The organism is Cedecea neteri (genome assembly GCF_000757825.1).
GTDB classification, from domain to species: Bacteria; Pseudomonadota; Gammaproteobacteria; order Enterobacterales; family Enterobacteriaceae; genus Cedecea; species Cedecea selenatireducens.
The window spans coordinates 2059137-2075621 of sequence record NZ_CP009451.1 but is presented as its reverse complement, the minus strand read 5'-3'; the positions used below and the strand labels follow the sequence as shown (position 1 = coordinate 2075621).

Genomic DNA, 16485 nt, shown 5'->3' with positions numbered 1-16485 from the left:
TTACGCGTGCGCCATTCTGTGTTCACCGTTAACCAGCGCGGTGCGATCGAAGCTGCGCTCAATCACGCCATTCGCCATAAATGCCGCACGGTCCGACATATGGGCAATCACGTCGGCATCGTGGCTGACCAGCAGGTAGGTCATACCGTGCTGCTGCTTCAGGCGGTTCAACAGGTTAAGGATTTCAGCCTGTACCGACATATCCAGCGCGGAAGTTGGTTCATCAAGCAGCAGGATTTTCGGGCGCAGCAGCAGCGCCCGAGCGATAGCCACGCGCTGGCGCTGGCCGCCGGAAAGCTGGTGCGGATAGCGTTTCGCCGCATCGGCCGGCAGCCCGACCTGGCTTAGTGCTTCTTCCACGCGTGCTTCGATATTGCTTTCACCGTGGATTTTTAGCGGTTCAGCCAGCGTGCGCCAAATCGTGTGGTTGGGGTGCAGTGAGGCGTAAGGATCCTGAAATACCATCTGCACTTCGCGGCGCAGGGCTCCCTGAAAACGCCTCCCGGCAACAATGTTATTGCCCAGCAGTTCCACGCTGCCTTTCCACTCACGCTGTAGCCCGGCAAGCACACGCAGAATGGTCGATTTCCCGCAGCCTGAAGCGCCAATCAGGCTAAAGGTTTCGCCCTGCTCAATCGCAAAACTGGCCCCGGCGACGGCGGTTTTGATGCCGCCTTTTGCGGCAAACTCGACGCCCAGATTATCAATCTTAACGATCGCCATGACTCTCTCCTGGCTGGAATTCGCTGCGGTTCAGCGTCGGCAGCATCTGCCCATAGGTGTCGGCATTTGGACGGCAGGTCCAGAGCGTGCGCGTGTAGGGATGCGTGGCCTGCGGCAGAGCGCTCGCCGCCATTTCATCCACTTTTTGCCCCTGATACATCACCAGCACGCGGTGGCAGTGTTCCGCCACCAGCGGCAGGTCGTGGCTAATCAGCAGCAGCGCCATTTGACGCTGTTCGCACTGGGCTACCAGCAGCTCAAGGATTTGGTTGCGCAAGCGAGCATCCAGCGCCGAGGTTGGTTCGTCGGCAATCAGTACTTTCGGGTTATTAGCGAGCGCAATGGCGATCATCACGCGCTGGCCCATGCCGCCGGACAGCTCGCCGGGGTAACGCTGCAGCACCGCGTCCGGTAAGCCAACGGATTGCACCAGCTCGCGGCAGCGATCGCGGCGTTCGGCTGTTGAGAGCTTCTGGTGCAGGCGGAGCGCCTCGTCAATTTGCTGCAGCACGCTTTTCACCGGGTTTAGCGCATAGCGCGGGTCCTGCAGCACCATGGCGATATCGCTGCCGCGCAGCTGGTTCCAGCTACGGGCGTTCATATCGAGCAGGTCGTGCCCCATCACGCTAAGCTGCTCCGCGCTCACTTTACCTGGCTTACGCACCAGCCCCATCAGGGCTCGCGCCGTCATGGATTTTCCTGAACCGGATTCCCCGACCAGCGCAAGGCGTTCATTGCCGAGGGTGAAGGAAAGGTTGCTGACAACCCGGCTGCCGGGGTAGTCGATATTCAGCCCGGAAACGGTAATTCTGTTAGTCATGTTGCGGCTCCAGCACGTCGCGCAGGCCATCGCCCAGCAGGTTAAAGGCCAGGCTGCTCAGCAGAATGGCGGTGCCAGGAATAGCGGCAATCCACCATTGATCGAAAATCACCTGCATCCCGTCGGCAATCATTGAGCCCCACTCGGACATCGGCGGACGGGCGCCGAGGCCCAGGAACCCGAGTCCGGCGGCGGCAAGAATAATCCCGGCAAGATCCAGCGCCAGGCGCACGATGGCGGAAGGCAGACACAGCGGCAGGATGTGGCCGCCCAGCAGCCGAATGCCTTTAATTCCCATCATTTCTGCGGCGGCAAGATAATCACTGTGGCGCAGCCGCTGTATTTCGCTTCTTGCCTGGCGCGCATAGGCAGGCCAGGTTGTCAAAGCGAGCGCCAGCGCGCCGTTAACCAACCCTGGGCCAAGCATCGCCACAAAAGCGAAGGCCAGGATCAGGCGCGGCATCGACATCACTACGTCGGTAAAGCGCATCAGAATACGCTCCAGCCAGCCGCCGTAATAGCCGGAAAGAATGCCAATCAGCAGCCCAACCGGCAGGGTAATGACCGTAACCAGCAGCACCAGGCCCAGCGCCGGGCGGGTGCCGTAAAGCAGGCGTGAAAGCAGGTCGCGACCGTAGCTGTCGGTACCCAGCAGATGGTGAGCGTTGGGTGCCTGCAGGCGCGCGGCGGCGTCCTGCCAGTTAGGATCGAACGGGGCCAGCAGCGGGGAAAACAGCGCAATAAGCACCAGCCCGGCAATGATAATCAGCCCGCTGAGGGCGGCCGGAGAGCGCAGCATGCGTCGCAGGAAAAGAGAAGACGGCATTAGCGGATCCTCGGATCGGTGGCACGCACCAGTATGTCGGTCAGGTTATTGATCAGCACAAACGACACGCCGATCAGCAGCGTGCCGCCCATAATCGCGGTGGTATCACCGGCAAACAGCGCGGTGGTGAGATAGCGGCCAATGCCCGGCCAGGAGAAGACGGTTTCCGTCAGCACGGCACCTTCCAGCATGCTGGTGTAAGCCAGCGCGATCACGGTGAACAGCGTGCCGCGAATGTTCGGCAGAACGTGGCGCAGCAGAATCGTCATGTCACCTGCGCCTTTCGCGCGAGCCAGCGTAATGTACTCTTTATTCATTTCGCTGAGGCAGGCCGTGCGCGTCAGGCGGGTGATGCTGGCGAGAGAATAATAGGCCAGCAGCAGCACCGGCAGAATCAGGTGGTTAACGGCGTTGAGGAACGCGCCTTTATCGCCGGAAAGCCAGGTATCAATCAGCACGAAGCCCGTTTTGGCCTCGACGCTGTACTGGTAAATATCATCGAGCCTTCCCGGCCCGGCGCTCCACTGCAGGCGGGCATAAAACAGCGCCAGCATCAGCAGGCCGAGCCAGAAAATAGGCACCGAGTTTCCGAGCAGGGTAAACGTGCGCACTGCGAGATCCCACGGTGAACCGGCAAAGCGGGCGCAAAGCACGCCAAAAAGCACGCCCAGCACGCTGCCGATGATGAGCGCGAGGGTGGCAAGCTCAAGCGTGGCGGGGAAAGCCGAGAGTAAATCATGCAGCACCGGCTGGCCGGTTGAGCTGGCTATGCCCAAATCGCCGTGGGCAAGATTGACGAGGTAATGCCAGAACTGCACGGGCAGCGACCGATCCAGCCCTAGCTGGTGGCGAACCTGATCGTAAGTGGACTGGCTGGCGTGATCGCCGACGATTTGCAGCACTCTGTCCACCGGGGAAAGCGCGGACAAAGCAAAGGTAATCAGCAGCAGGCCAATAAGGGTGAGAGCAAGGGTAAATATTCCCTGAAGCAGGGTAAGCAGCGGGCGCCGCAGGCGCTGCGACGAGGGAGAAACTTCGGACATGGGTAACTCTTTTTATGCGCTGATGGTGATTAACCTCTCGCCCCGTTTCTTTGATGGTGAAAAGGGCAGGGCGAGAGGCCGTTCAGTTATTTAGTGACGTTATCGTAATACACCATATCCGCATTCAGGCCTTGCTGATAGCCCTTGATGTTATCGCGCACTACAACCTGGGTTTTACCCTGGTCGACAAACACGTACGGGGAGCTACGCTGCAGCTCCTCCTGCAGTTTGGTATAGAGATCTTTGCGTTTGGCCGGATCGGCTTCCGCCACGGCGGCCAGCGTTTGTTTGTTCAGTTCCGGAATCTGCCAACCGTTCAGCCCGGCCACGGTGCTCGCTTTGCCGTCGTTATAGGCAAAGGCGCTGGCGTTGGAGTGGGCGTCGAAATAGTCCGGGATCCACAGGCGGATAGCGGCCTGGTGCTGCTTCGCACGAACGCGGGCGTAAACCTGGCTACCTGCCGCAGGCAGCAGATCCACCTTCACGCCGCCCTGGGCAAAGCTCGCCTGCATCGACTGCGCGATGGTGATAAACGGCGGTTTGTTTTCCACGTCCAGCGAGAAATGGGCGTCTTTGATGCCCGCTTTCGCCAGGATCTCTTTCGCTTTCGCCGGGTCGAATTTAAACGGCGTGTTTTCCAGTGCGCCAGGGAAACCGACCGGCAGGAAGCTCTGGTGCACGAAGTACTGGCCTTTCAGCAGATCTTTGGTGATGCCCTGATAATCAACCAGGTAGCGGGCCGCTTCCCACAGCGCAGGATTTTTCAGCAGCGGGTTGGCATTGTTGCCGACGTTAAACACCAGGTAGTTTTGCTCGGCGGAAGGAATGCTCAGCACCTTCACGCCCGGTTTGCCTTCGAGCGCGCTGGTTTGGTCAGAGCCTAAATCACGGGCGATATCGGCGTCACCTTGCTGAATCAGCAGGCGGCGAGCGGCCGGATCGGGCACGTTTTTAATGATGATGTTTTTCACTTTTGGCGCGTCGCCAGGGGATGTCGGATTGGCATCCAGGACGATAGCCTGATGCGGCTGGTAGACGCGCATTTTGAACGGGCCGCTGCCGGCAGAGTGCATTTTCAGCCACTCGTTGCCGAAGTCGCCCGCTTTCACGTTGGGTTCAACCGCTTTTTCATCGACGATGGAGGCGATTGGCGTGGAAAGAATATTCAGGGCTACCGCCGGGCTTACGTCCGCGGTCCAGTGCACTTCCAGCGTGTGGTCATCCACTTTCTTCAGCTGGCTGGCGATGTTATCCGGCTGCCAGCCCAGCACGTTAAGAATAAAGGCCGGGGATTTGTTCAGCGTCACCGCGCGGGTGTAGGAGAAGATTACGTCTTCCGGGCGCAGCGGGTTGCCGGAGGCGAATTTAGCGTCCGGACGCAGCTTGATGGTCAGCTTTTTATTCGCCGCATCGCCCTGCCAGCTTGCCGCCAGAATCGGCACAACTTTGGCCGGATCGGTACGGTCTGCCTGCACCAGGCGCTGGTACAGGCTTGGCACGGTCTGGATGCTTGAGAGTTCGTTGGCTTCGGCCGGGTCAAGGCTGACGATGTCATCCAGGCCTTGAGCAACCACCAGGGTATCCGGTGGCGTGGCAGCGTGAGAAGCTGCAGACAGCGCAGCCAGCAGCAGTAATGGCAGGACTTTCTTTTGCATGTGTGTACCCTGTAATGGTGTTTTTTATCGGTTTTTCTCTGTGTATTTACGTTAGGTGAGTTATCTCAATTCACAAAGTCAAAATTGCGCTTTGCATATAAATATACGATATATCCAATGCGATAAAGTGATGAAAACTTGAGGCGGGGTCGCCTTCAGGGAGGATTACTCCGTCTCTAGAAATGGTCTCGATTATGCAGGGTCGGCTAAGGTTCCGTTCACCCGCAGATCTATTTTTCCCTGTACGTTCAGAGCACGGTGAACGTGTCCGGGGGATAACGCCATCCCCCGAACAGCCCCGGCGCCCGGCGAGCTCATCGCCGCTGAAGCGGTAAACCCACCGGCTATCACCCAAACATTCGGGGTCGTTCGCGATTCGTTCCCGACGATCGCTCTCTTTCGCTGCTCCCGGCAGCTCAACCCCGCCTGAGTTGGGTCATAACCGGGGGCGATGAGAGCCGGGAACAAGGGCGTAGCTGTAGGGCTTACAGCAACGTTAACGTTTCGAGTAGCTGCGGATGAAAAGCAAGGCTCGGTTCCGGCTTAAATCGCCTCCGTTTTCTCTCCGACTGGCCAGGGTCCGGGCGTCGGGAACGGCCGGAGGCTGAGAGCGTCGGGAACGCATCTCAGCCGACCCAGGACTGGGAGATAAAACGGAGGTCTGCCGCTTCAGCGGTCGATTTATTTGGCCGGGAGTCCGGGGTCTCGGGGAAATGACGGTGATTTCCCCGAGTCGTTCACCGATGCGGGGGCTACATATGAAGCAGCTCTGGAAGTGAACGGAACCCTATCTGGCTCTGCATTATCGTGGATATTTGCCACGAAGAGGCAGAGCTGGAAAAAGAGCAAAAAAAGGCCCCCACGCGCAGGTGAGAGCTCTCTATTCATCCCCTCTCCCTCACGGGGAGAGGGTTAGGGTGAGGGGAAAACTACTCGTTAATCCTCGGGTGCTGATCCACCAGCAGGGCACGCTTCGCCTGCAGATCTTCGATTTCCTTATCCAGGTCCTCAATTTTCTGCTCGATATTGTCGTGGTGCTCCTGAACAATTTCACGCGCTTCCGCAATGTCCGATGCCGCCGGCGTCGCGCCTTTCAGCGGTTTATTGGCGGTTTCTTTCATGGTGACAGCGGTGATAAAGCCGATAACCGCCACCACCATCAGGTAGTAAGCCGGCATCATCAGGTTCTGGGTGGTTTCCACCAGCCATGCGGCAACCGTTGGCGTCACGCCCGCAATCAGCACCGAAATATTAAAGGCGCTAGCCAGGGCGCTGTAGCGGATATGGGTCGGGAACATCGCCGGCAGCGTGGAGGCCATCACGCCGATAAAGAAGTTCAGCACCACCGCCAGGGTCAGCAATCCGGCAAAGATCAGCCCAATCACGCCGCTGTTAATCAGCATAAAGGCCGGAATCGACAGCAGGAACAGGCCGAGACTGCCCAGCAGGATAAACGGCCGACGGCCAAAGCGGTCGCTCAGCAGGCCAATCATCGGCTGAACGAACAGCATCCCCACCATAATGGCGATGATGATCAGCACCCCGTGCTCTTCCGAATAATGCAGGTTATGCGAAAGATAGCTCGGCATGTAGGTCAGCAGCATGTAGTAGGTGACGTTGGTCGAGATAACAATGCCAATACAGACCAGCAGGCTGCGCCAGTGCTTGGTGGCAATCTCTTTGAACGAAACTTTTGGACCGTCTGCCAGACCTTCGCGATCGCCCTGCTCCATTTTCTCAACGTGCTGCTGGAACGCCGGAGTTTCTTCCAGCGCGTGGCGCAGGTAGAGGCCGATGATGCCTAGCGGCAGCGCGAGGAAGAACGGAATACGCCAGCCCCAGTCGAGGAAGTTCTCTTCGCCGACGATAGCGGTGATAAGCACCACCACGCCCGCGCCGCAGACGAACCCGGCAATCGAACCGAAGTCCAGCCAGCTGCCCATAAAGCCGCGCTTACGGTCAGGCGAGTACTCCGCCACGAAGATAGAGGCCCCGGTGTATTCGCCGCCTACCGAGAAGCCCTGAGCCATTTTGGCCAGCAGCAGCAGGATAGGTGCCCAGATGCCGATGGTGGCATAGGACGGAATCAGCCCGATAGCAAACGTACTGAGCGACATGATGACGATGGTGATAGCCAGGATTTTCTGACGACCGTATTTATCCCCTAGCATCCCGAAGAACAGGCCGCCCAGTGGACGAATCAGGAAAGGAACAGAGAAGGTCCCCAGCGCGGCGATCATCTGAACGCTCGGACTGGCATCCGGGAAGAAGACTTTACCTAGTGCGTAAGCAACAAAACCGTAAACACCAAAATCAAACCATTCCATCGCGTTGCCGAGTGAAGCGGCAGTGATGGCTTTTTTCAGACGCGCATCGTCAATGATAGTGACGTCACTGACCTTGATCGGTCTGACTTTCTTTTTCCTTTTTAGCATCTTTTATCCTCGTGTTTTCCTTGCGGGGGTAAAAATTCCCTCTGTAAGTGTAGTGCGCCGCGCAAGAAGCGCTGGCGAAAACTGCAGCACTCAGATGAGGCGGCAATAAAGCGAAGTGAAAAGTAATAACCAATTGAAACTATGTGAAATGTAATGCTTAAGCTAGTCTCATAAATTATGTGGCTAATACTTAGAACTGTGATCAATATCAAATTTTTAAACTAAAGTAAAATTTCATCCCGCCGAAATAACATGCATACCACCAAAGCATTAACATCTGGATAACCTCTCAAAGGGAGTTGCTATGTCCGCCCATGTGCCGGTCACCCAGCGTGAATACACGCTTGATGACGATACGACCCTGATGTCCACCACCGATCTGAAAAGTTACATCACGCATGCGAACGATACCTTCGTGCAGGTCAGTGGCTACCAGCTACATGAGCTGAGCGGCGCTGCGCACAACCTCGTGCGGCATCCCGATATGCCAAAGGCGGCCTTTGCCGATATGTGGTTTACCCTCCAGCAGGGCGAACCGTGGACCGGCATCGTGAAGAACCGCCGTAAAAACGGTGACCATTACTGGGTACGCGCCAATGCGGTACCGGTGGTGCGTCACGGCAAAACTACCGGCTATATGTCTATTCGCACCAAGGCCTCGCCGGAAGAAATTGCTGGGGCAGAACCGCTCTACAAGGCGCTGAATGAAGGCCGCAGCAATAAGACCATTTATAAAGGGCTGGTGCTGCGTAAGGGGCTGTTCGGCAAACTGCCCACGCTATCTTTGCGCTGGCGCATCCGTGGGCTAATGAGCGGTTTGTTTATTCTGCTGATGGCCTCGGCGTTCGTGCTGGGACAAAGCCCGCTGCAAATGCTCGCCATCGCGGCGTTTACCGCCTTAGCTTGCACATTGCTGGAATGGCAAATTGCTCGCCCGCTGGAAAACGTTGCCCGCCAGGCGCTGGAAGTGGCGACCGGCAACAGCCACCGCGTGAAGCACCTTCAGCGCAGCGATGAAATCGGCATTATCCTGCGCTCCATCGGCCAGCTTGGGCTGATGTGCCGCTGGCTGATAAACGACGTCAGCAGCCAGGTGGCGAACGTGCGCAGCGGCAGCGAGGCGATGGCGAAAGGAAACGACGATCTGAATGAGCGTACCCGTCAGACGGTGGTCAACGTGCAGCAGACGGTCGCCACCATGAACCAGATGGCGGCGTCGGTACAAACCAACTCGGAAACCGCGTCGGCGGCGGACAAACTCTCCAGCTCCGCCAGTGATGCGGCGGCGCAGGGCGGCCAGGCTATGGAAACCGTGGTGACCACCATGGATGACATTGCCGACAGCACCCAGCGCATCGGTTCTATCACCAGCCTGATCAACGATATCGCTTTCCAGACCAATATTCTGGCGCTTAATGCCGCTGTGGAAGCGGCCCGTGCCGGTGAGCAGGGCAAAGGGTTTGCCGTGGTGGCCGGGGAAGTACGTAACCTGGCGCAGCGTAGCGCCAGCGCGGCCAACGACATCCGCAAGCTGATTGACGCCAGCGCCAGCAAGGTGCAGTCCGGCACGGTGCAGGTTCACGAGGCGGGGCGCACCATGCAGGACATCGTGGCGCAGGTGCAGAACGTCACCCGGCTTCTCGGGCAGATAAGCCACGCCACGTCTGAGCAGGCGGATGGCCTGGCGGACATTACCCGCGCGGTGGCTGAACTGAACGCCATCACGCAGAAAAATGCCGAGCTGGTGGAAGAGGGGGCCCAGGTGTCGGCGATGGTTAAACACCGCGCGACTCGCCTGCAGGATGCGGTCACGGTTCTGGGCTAAGGCGTTCAAAGCGGATAGTTTGCGCTATTCGCTTAGCTCCGTTTATACAGGCGGCGAGGATGACCAATCTTGCCGTACAGCATTTCGACGCTGAGAAAGCCTTTCTCAACGCAGTGTTCCAGGTAGCGGCGGGCGGTGGTTTTGCTTAGCCGCGTTTCGCTGACCACGTCGTCAACCGAGAAGCAGCGCTGGGCTTCGCCTTCGCGGAACAGGCGCTGCACCAGCTCCAGCGTATTTTCCTCGATACCCTTGCTGCCCGCGTCCAGCGGGGCATTTCGTGCCTGAAGCTCGTAAAGCTTATCGACGTTCTGCTGATCGACCACCTTCCATTCGCGCTGCTGCTGGCTGAACTGGACAAAGCGCTCCAGCGAGTGGCTGAGGCGCTTCCACGATACCGGCTTGAGGATGTAGTCAAACGCCCCGCTGCGAATGGCCTGGCTGCAGGTGTCCATATCGCTGGCGGCGGTGATAAAAATCACCGAGCAGGCGTGCTGCTTGAGCAGGTCGCTGCCAAACAGCGTGATGCCTTTGCCGTCCGGCAGGTAGTTATCCAGCAGGATCAGCTGCGGCTGCTTTTCCAGCATCAGGCGCTGCGCGCTCGCCAGGCTGTTGGCTATCCCGACCAGGTGGAGGTGAGGGTGCTTATCAATCAGCTCGGCGTGGAGTGCGGCAAGTTCGCTTTCATCCTCCACGATAAGCACGTTAATCATTTCATTTTGCATACTCAAAGCCTTACGTTGGGTTGAGGTCGCTCCCCGGAACGACAACGTCTGGAATAAATACCGAGAACACGGTGCCGCTCGGCAGGTTGTCTGAAACCTCCACGGTGCCCTTCGCCAGCGCCACGTAGCTGGCGATAAGGTGCAGGCCGAGCCCGTGGTCGCCGTGGGTTTTGGTGGTGACGCCCGGCGTGAAAATGTGGTCGCGCAGCTCAGGCGCAATGCCGACGCCGTGGTCGGCCACTTCGATAACCAGCTCCCGGTCGTTCATCACGATATAAACTTCCACCGGCTGGTGCTCGCCTTCGGCGCGCTGGGTGGCTTCGATGGCGTTATCCAGCAGGTTACCAATAATCGAAATCAGCTCGGATTCCGGCACGTTAGACGGCATTCTCGTCATGCTGCAGGCCGGGTCGAACGCCAGCGACACGCCTTTTTCTCGTGCTCTGGCATATTTCCCCAGCAGCAGGCCGCACAGCGTGGCGGAACAGAAGCGCGCGGAGACAAAATCCAGCACTTCCTGCGCGTGCTCGGACTGCGCCTTGATATAGCGTTTGGCGTCGTCGTAGCGGGCCATATGCAGCAGCCCGGCAAGCGTTGCCATGCGATTAAGCTGCTCGTGCCGCATGATGCGCAGGTTGTCCACGTAACGCTTAACCTGGCTGAGCTGGAAGCTCAGGCTATCAATGTCTTTACGGTCGCGGAAGGTGATAACCCAGCCCTGCAAAACGCCCTCAAGTTCGATGCGGACCCGGCTGGCGAGCACGCTAAGATCGTTAAAGGCGCAGATTTCATCGTGGGTATCCCGCGCCAGCATTACCTGCGGATCAAAAAACGTTACCGGCTCGATCACCTCGGAGATTTGCTTGCCGCGGATCTCGCGCGAAGGCTGTTCCAGGGCAAGCAGTTTCTTCGCCGCTTTGTTGATCACCTCGATCTGCGAGCGGCTGTCGATGGCGATCACGCCCTCATAAATCGACTCCATCATCGCTTTTTGCTGGCGCACCAGCAGGCTGATCTGCCGTGGCTCCAGCGAGAACATCTGCTTTTTGATGCTGCGCGTGAAGTACCAGGAGAAAACAAACAGCGCCAGCAGCAGGATCACCGCCGCCAGCAGGATGTTGATCACCTTGCCGGACGTGACGTCATCCAGGTAGCTCTTCAGATAGCCCACCGACACGATGCCAATCACTTTGCCGTGCTGGTCGAATATCGGCGCTTTGCTGCGCAGCGACAGGCCAAGACCCCCCTGGCGCAGCGTGGTGATGCTTTTGCCCCGCAGCACCTCTTCGTTATCGCCGCCAACCAGGGTTTTGCCCACCCGGTCGGCATGCGCGGAATGGTAGAGGTGGATGCCGTGTTCGTCGCCGATGACGATAAAGCTGGCATCGCTATGGATGACCAGCTTTTGCATAAAGTCGTGTATCGCCGGAATATCTTTTTTTTCTACCGATTCCCGCAACGAAGGAATTAAAGCAATATCCTCTGCCTGCATTCTCGCCCGGGTACTCATTTCCTGGTAAAGCTGGCGGCCAACGTCGAAATAGTAATAGGTCCCGAGCATGGCAAATAGCACGGAAAAGAAAGCAACCAGATAGATAAATAAGCGTATTTGAAAGGAGACTTTCATAGGCCAGCGTGTATTCAGTGAGGCAAAACGGCAGCTTAACACCTATAAACCGCTGGCTGCGCGGCTTTGAGCGAAAGTTTGAACAACCTCACGCAACGGCACTTTTCGGCAATTTCAGCCGATTTTTTCCTTCTCTTAAGGTTTATCTAAGCCTGGGAATAAAAACCATAAAAACCACGGCGGGAATTAAAACCATTAACGTCATAGATGCCTTTAAATTAACGGTTTTAATCTGCTATCCCTCACATTACATAGGTATTTAATCTTTTAGTCTGCCCCGACAAATTAAAAAAGGGGCTTGAATATGAGCACGACCGATGATTCCTACAACATCATTCCTGAATCTATTGATATTAATAAGCCGACGATCAAGGAGCGCTGGTGGCATATTCTCGACAGCTGGAAGGTGGGCATCATCCCGCTGCCGCTGTTTGTGCTGGCCGGGGCGCTGATCGCCATCGACTGCCTCGGCGGTAAGCTGCCGAGCGATATCGTGGTGATGGTGGCGACGCTGGCCTTCTTTGGCTTTGCCTGCGGCGAGTTTGGCAAGCGCCTGCCGGTGATCGGCAAGATGGGCGCCGCCGCCATCTGTGCCACCTTCATCCCTTCCGCGCTGGTGTATTACGGCCTGCTGCCGGATGCGGTGGTGGAGTCCACCACCAAATTCTATAAATCCACCAACATTCTTTACCTCTACATCTGCTGCATCATCGTCGGCAGCATCATGAGCATGAACCGCACCACGCTGATTCAGGGTTTCCTGCGCATCTTCTTCCCGATGCTGTGCGGCGAAGTGGTGGGCATGGTAGTCGGCATGGGCGTTGGCCTGGCTTTAGGCCTTGAGCCGTTCCAAATCTTCTTCTTCCTGATCCTGCCGATCATGGCCGGGGGCGTGGGGGAAGGGGCGATCCCGCTGTCTATCGGCTACGCCACGTTGCTGCATATGGACCAGGGCGTAGCGCTGGGGCGCATTCTGCCTATCGTGATGCTGGGCAGCCTGACGGCTATCGTTATCTCCGGCTGCCTGAATCAGCTGGGTAAACGCTTCCCGCACCTGACCGGTGAAGGTGAGCTGATGCCGGGCAAAACCAACGGCGGCGAAAAAGAACAAACCGCTGCCCTGTTTAGCGGCAAAGCGGACGTTACCACTATCGCTTCCGGCGCGCTGCTGGCGGTGCTGCTCTACATGGTAGGTATGCTGCTGCATAAACTGATTGGCCTGCCTGCGCCGGTCGGCATGCTGTTTGTCGCGGTGCTGATCAAGCTCTGTCACGGCGTTTCCCCACGTATGCTGGCGGGTTCTCAGGTGGTTTATAAATTCTTCCAGACCGCCGTGACCTACCCGATTCTGTTTGCCGTCGGCGTGGCGATCACCCCGTGGAACGAGCTGGTTGACGCTTTCACCCTTACCAACCTGCTGGTGATCGTCAGCACCGTCAGCGCGCTGGTGGCGACCGGCTTCTTCGTCGGGAAAAAGATCGGCATGCACCCAATCGATGTAGCCATCGTCTCCTGCTGCCAGAGCGGGCAGGGCGGCACCGGCGACGTCGCGATTCTTACCGCCGGCAACCGTATGTCGCTGATGCCGTTCGCCCAGATTGCTACCCGCATCGGTGGGGCGATCAACGTTTCGGTGGCGCTGCTGGTGCTTGGCAACTTTCTTGTCTGATTTTTGATTAACCAGGAACTGTTATGAAACTCGCAAGTTATTTACTTCAGGGTCAGCGGAGCTACGGCGTGGTTACGCCGGAAGGCATCATCGACCTGGGCCGTCGTTTAGGCTCGCGTTTTGCGGACCTGAAAGCGCTGCTGGCGGCGGACGCCGTACATGAAGCGCTGGCGTTTGCCGGGCTGAAGGCCGATGTTGCGGCCGCAGACGTTCGCTGGCTGCCGGTCATCGAACGTCCGGAGAAAATCCTCTGCGTTGGCATGAACTACGCCGACAAGCGCAAAGAGTTCGACCAGCACAACCCCGCCCCGACGCTGTTTGTGCGCTTCGCGGACTCCCAGACCGGGCATGATTCCCCGGTGGTGAAACCTCATCATTCCAGCGAATTCGACTACGAAGGCGAGCTGGCGGTGATCATCGGCAAAGGCGGTGTGAACATTGCCGCGGCGGATGCGCTGAGCCACGTGGCCGGCTACAGCTGCTATATGGACGGTTCGGCACGCGACTGGCAGCACACGTGGTTTACCGCCGGGAAAAACTGGCCGCAGACCGGCGCTTTTGGCCCGTGGATGACCACGGCGGATGAAATTCGTGACCCGCACGATCTGGCGATCCGCACCTGGCTGAACGGCCGCATGGTGCAGGAAGACAACACCAGTAGCATGATCCACAAGGTGGCCGAGCTTATCGAATACATCTCGACCTTCACCTCGCTCAGCGCGGGCGACGTGATCATTACCGGCTCTCCCGGCGGCGTTGGCAAGAAGCGCACGCCACCGCTGTTTATGAAGCCGGGCGACCGCATCGAGGTTGAGATTGAGCGTATCGGCCATCTCAGCAATGTGATCGTTGAGTCACGCGTGCCGCAGGTTTCAGGGGCGGTGGCCCACTAACGCTATGTTCCAGTCCAACCCTATCGAGTTCAGTACCGTCGATCCGCAGCGCCAGCCGCAGGCGCTGGCGGCCATACGGGATCTGCTGGGGCGTAACCAGCTCGGGCTGGACGGCGACATTGAGCTGTTCGTCGTCGCCCTTGCCGGGGCAAAGATCGTCGGCTGTGTGGGGCTGGCGTGGCGCACCATCAAGTGCGTGGCGGTGGATGAAGCCTGGCGCGGGGATAACCTCAGCGTGCGGCTGCTGGGGGAAATCCAGCATATCGCGATGGAACGCGGGCAGGCGCATCTGTTCCTGTTTACCCGCCCGTACAACCTTGACCGGTTTCGCCAGAGCGGTTTCTGGCCGCTGGTGCAGGTCGACGAGGCTGCGGTGCTGATGGAAAACACTCCCGTGGGCATCAGCCGCTACTGCGCCGGGCTGGAGAAATTGCGCAAACCGGGAAATCGGATCGGCTCCATCGTGATGAACGCCAACCCGTTCACCCTCGGCCACCGCTACCTGGCCGAACAGGCGGCGGCGCGCTGCGACTGGCTGCATCTGTTTGTGGTCCGTGAGGACGCTTCATTTTTTCCGTTCGAGGAGCGGTGGGAGATGGTTCGCCAGGGAGTGGCTCACTTACCCAACGTGATTGTGCATCCCGGCTCTGACTACCTGATCTCCCGCGCCACCTTTCCGGGTTATTTCCTGAAAGAGAGCGGGCTTATCGACAAAACCTGGAGCGCAATGGACCTGATGATTTTCCGTGACTACGTCGCTCCGGCGCTGGGCGTGACCCACCGGTTTGTCGGCAACGAGCCGTTCTGCGCCGTCACCCGCGAGTACAACCAGGCCATGCGCTACTGGCTGGAGGTGCATCGCCACCACAGCGCGGCGTCGATTCAGGTGGTCGAGCTGCCGCGTAAATGCCATGCCGCCGGACGAGAGATTTCCGCCTCTGAAGTCCGTGCCTTACTCAAGAGCCAGCAAATGGCCCGCATCCGGGAAATTGTCCCGGACAGTACCTTTAGCCATCTTCAGCGGCACTACGCGCTGGATATGGCCTGATTTCTTTAACCAGGACAAAGCCTTATGAGAATCGTAAAGCAAGCCTTAGCCGGGACGCTGGAGTCCAGCGATCTGCTGGTGAGAGTGGCCCCCGCTGAAGGCGAGTTCAGCCTGATGATCCACAGCGAAGTACAAAAGCAGTTTGGCGCCCAGATTCGCCGGGTGGCGGAGCAAACCCTTGCCCAGCTCGGCGTGAAAGAAGGGATTTTTATTCTGGAAGACAAAGGCGCGCTGGACTGCGTGATTCGCGCCCGTTTGCAAAGCGCGGTGCTGCGCGCCGCCGATGCCGAAAAAATTGACTGGGAAAAACTACAATGAAAAAACTCCGTCGCAGCATGCTGTTCCTCCCCGGCGCCAACGCCGCCATGCTTTCCACCGCCTTTATCTACCGCCCGGACTCGATCATGTTCGACCTGGAAGATGCCGTGGCGCTGCGTGAGAAAGATACCGCCCGCGTGCTGGTGTTCCACGCCCTGCAACACCCGATGTACCGGGACATTGAAACCGTGGTTCGCATTAATCCGTTGAATACACCGTTTGGCCTGGACGATCTTGAGGCCGTGGTGCGCGCAGGTGTGGACGTGGTGCGCCTGCCTAAAACCGACACGCCGGAAGACATCTTCCTGCTGGAGTCTCACCTCGAACGCATTGAGAAAGCGTGCGGGCGCGAGCCTGGCTCCACCAAACTCGTGGCAGCGATTGAATCCGCCGTGGGCGTGATCAACGCCGTTGCCATCGCACGTTCTTCCCCGCGTCTTATCGGCATTGCGCTGGCGGCCTTTGATTACGTGATGGATATGCAAACTGAGCGAGGCGATGGCACGGAGCTGTTCTATGCCCGCTGTGCGGTACTTCATGCCGCACGCGCCGCCGGGATTGACGCATTCGATGTGGTTTGGTCTGACGTGAATAACGAAGCCGGGTTCCTGCGGGAAGTCGAGCTGATCCGCAAAATGGGCTTCAACGGCAAATCGTTGATCAACCCCCGACAGATCGAGCTGCTGCATAACGCGTACGCGCCAACGCAGGACGAAGTCGACTATGCCCGCCGGGTCATTGCCGCCGCCGATGAAGGGGAGCGCAACGGCCTGGGCGTGGTGTCGCTCAACGGCAAGATGATCGACGCGCCAATCATTAACCATGCGCAGGTGGTGCTTGAGCGCGCCACTGCTTCCGGCGTGCGTCGCTAAGGATAAAAA

The 16485-nt window shown here is 58.2% G+C and carries 14 protein-coding genes; 6 read left to right on the top strand and 8 right to left on the bottom strand.

What is annotated here, in order from left to right; all coding sequences use genetic code 11:
- The 6 genes from JT31_RS09485 to proP form a co-directional block, all read right to left on the bottom strand.
- Nucleotides 1-723, bottom strand: a complete 723-nt coding sequence (locus JT31_RS09485) for an ABC transporter ATP-binding protein (RefSeq protein ID WP_038476002.1) — start codon at nucleotides 721-723, stop codon at nucleotides 1-3.
- The gene (locus JT31_RS09480; RefSeq protein ID WP_038475999.1) at nucleotides 710-1543 is read right to left on the bottom strand and encodes an ABC transporter ATP-binding protein; all 834 of its coding nucleotides are present in this window, start codon (nucleotides 1541-1543) and stop codon (nucleotides 710-712) included. The genes JT31_RS09485 and JT31_RS09480 overlap by 14 nt, the downstream gene beginning before the upstream one ends.
- Nucleotides 1536-2369 (bottom strand): ABC transporter permease, encoded by an 834-nt coding sequence (locus JT31_RS09475; RefSeq protein WP_038475996.1) that lies wholly within the window; start codon nucleotides 2367-2369, stop codon nucleotides 1536-1538. The genes JT31_RS09480 and JT31_RS09475 overlap by 8 nt, the downstream gene beginning before the upstream one ends.
- Nucleotides 2369-3412 carry an ABC transporter permease gene (locus JT31_RS09470; RefSeq protein ID WP_038475993.1) on the bottom strand — a complete coding sequence of 348 codons (1044 nt, stop codon included), beginning with the start codon at nucleotides 3410-3412 and terminating at the stop codon, nucleotides 2369-2371. Before JT31_RS09470 ends, JT31_RS09475 begins: the two co-directional genes overlap by 1 nt.
- 86 nt (nucleotides 3413-3498) lie before the next feature.
- Nucleotides 3499-5067, bottom strand: a complete 1569-nt coding sequence (locus JT31_RS09465; RefSeq protein WP_038475990.1) for an ABC transporter substrate-binding protein — start codon at nucleotides 5065-5067, stop codon at nucleotides 3499-3501.
- Between the two features lie 929 nt (nucleotides 5068-5996).
- Nucleotides 5997-7502, bottom strand: coding sequence for a glycine betaine/L-proline transporter ProP (gene proP, locus JT31_RS09460; RefSeq protein ID WP_038475987.1), 1506 nt, complete (start codon nucleotides 7500-7502; stop codon nucleotides 5997-5999).
- Between the two features lie 304 nt (nucleotides 7503-7806).
- Here proP and JT31_RS09455 point away from each other — a divergent pair, with 304 nt between their 5' ends.
- Entirely contained in the window at nucleotides 7807-9327 is a 1521-nt protein-coding gene (locus JT31_RS09455) for a PAS domain-containing methyl-accepting chemotaxis protein (RefSeq protein ID WP_038475984.1), read from the top strand.
- 32 nt (nucleotides 9328-9359) lie between these two features.
- Here the strand turns inward: JT31_RS09455 and JT31_RS09450 are convergent, their stop codons facing one another.
- Nucleotides 9360-10049, bottom strand: a complete 690-nt coding sequence (locus tag JT31_RS09450; protein WP_038475981.1) for a response regulator — start codon at nucleotides 10047-10049, stop codon at nucleotides 9360-9362.
- A gap of 10 nt (nucleotides 10050-10059) precedes the next feature.
- A complete protein-coding gene (locus tag JT31_RS09445; protein ID WP_038475979.1) occupies nucleotides 10060-11676 on the bottom strand; it encodes an ATP-binding protein in 1617 nt (538 codons plus the stop codon).
- A 304-nt stretch (nucleotides 11677-11980) separates the two neighbouring features.
- On the opposite strand from JT31_RS09445, the gene JT31_RS09435 reads away from it, so the two are divergent.
- The 5 genes from JT31_RS09435 to citE are packed head-to-tail and all read left to right on the top strand — an operon-like array spanning nucleotide 11981 to nucleotide 16476.
- Entirely contained in the window at nucleotides 11981-13345 is a 1365-nt protein-coding gene (locus tag JT31_RS09435) for a 2-hydroxycarboxylate transporter family protein (RefSeq protein WP_038475974.1), read from the top strand.
- Between the two features lie 23 nt (nucleotides 13346-13368).
- Entirely contained in the window at nucleotides 13369-14238 is an 870-nt protein-coding gene (locus tag JT31_RS09430) for a fumarylacetoacetate hydrolase family protein (RefSeq protein WP_038475972.1), read from the top strand.
- A 4-nt stretch (nucleotides 14239-14242) separates the two neighbouring features.
- Entirely contained in the window at nucleotides 14243-15286 is a 1044-nt protein-coding gene (citC, locus tag JT31_RS09425; protein WP_038475969.1) for a [citrate (pro-3S)-lyase] ligase, read from the top strand.
- Between the two features lie 24 nt (nucleotides 15287-15310).
- Nucleotides 15311-15604 (top strand): citrate lyase acyl carrier protein, encoded by a 294-nt coding sequence (gene citD, locus JT31_RS09420; protein WP_038475966.1) that lies wholly within the window; start codon nucleotides 15311-15313, stop codon nucleotides 15602-15604.
- Entirely contained in the window at nucleotides 15601-16476 is an 876-nt protein-coding gene (citE, locus tag JT31_RS09415) for a citrate (pro-3S)-lyase subunit beta (protein ID WP_038475963.1), read from the top strand. Before citD ends, citE begins: the two co-directional genes overlap by 4 nt.
- Nucleotides 16477-16485 lie beyond the last annotated feature (9 nt).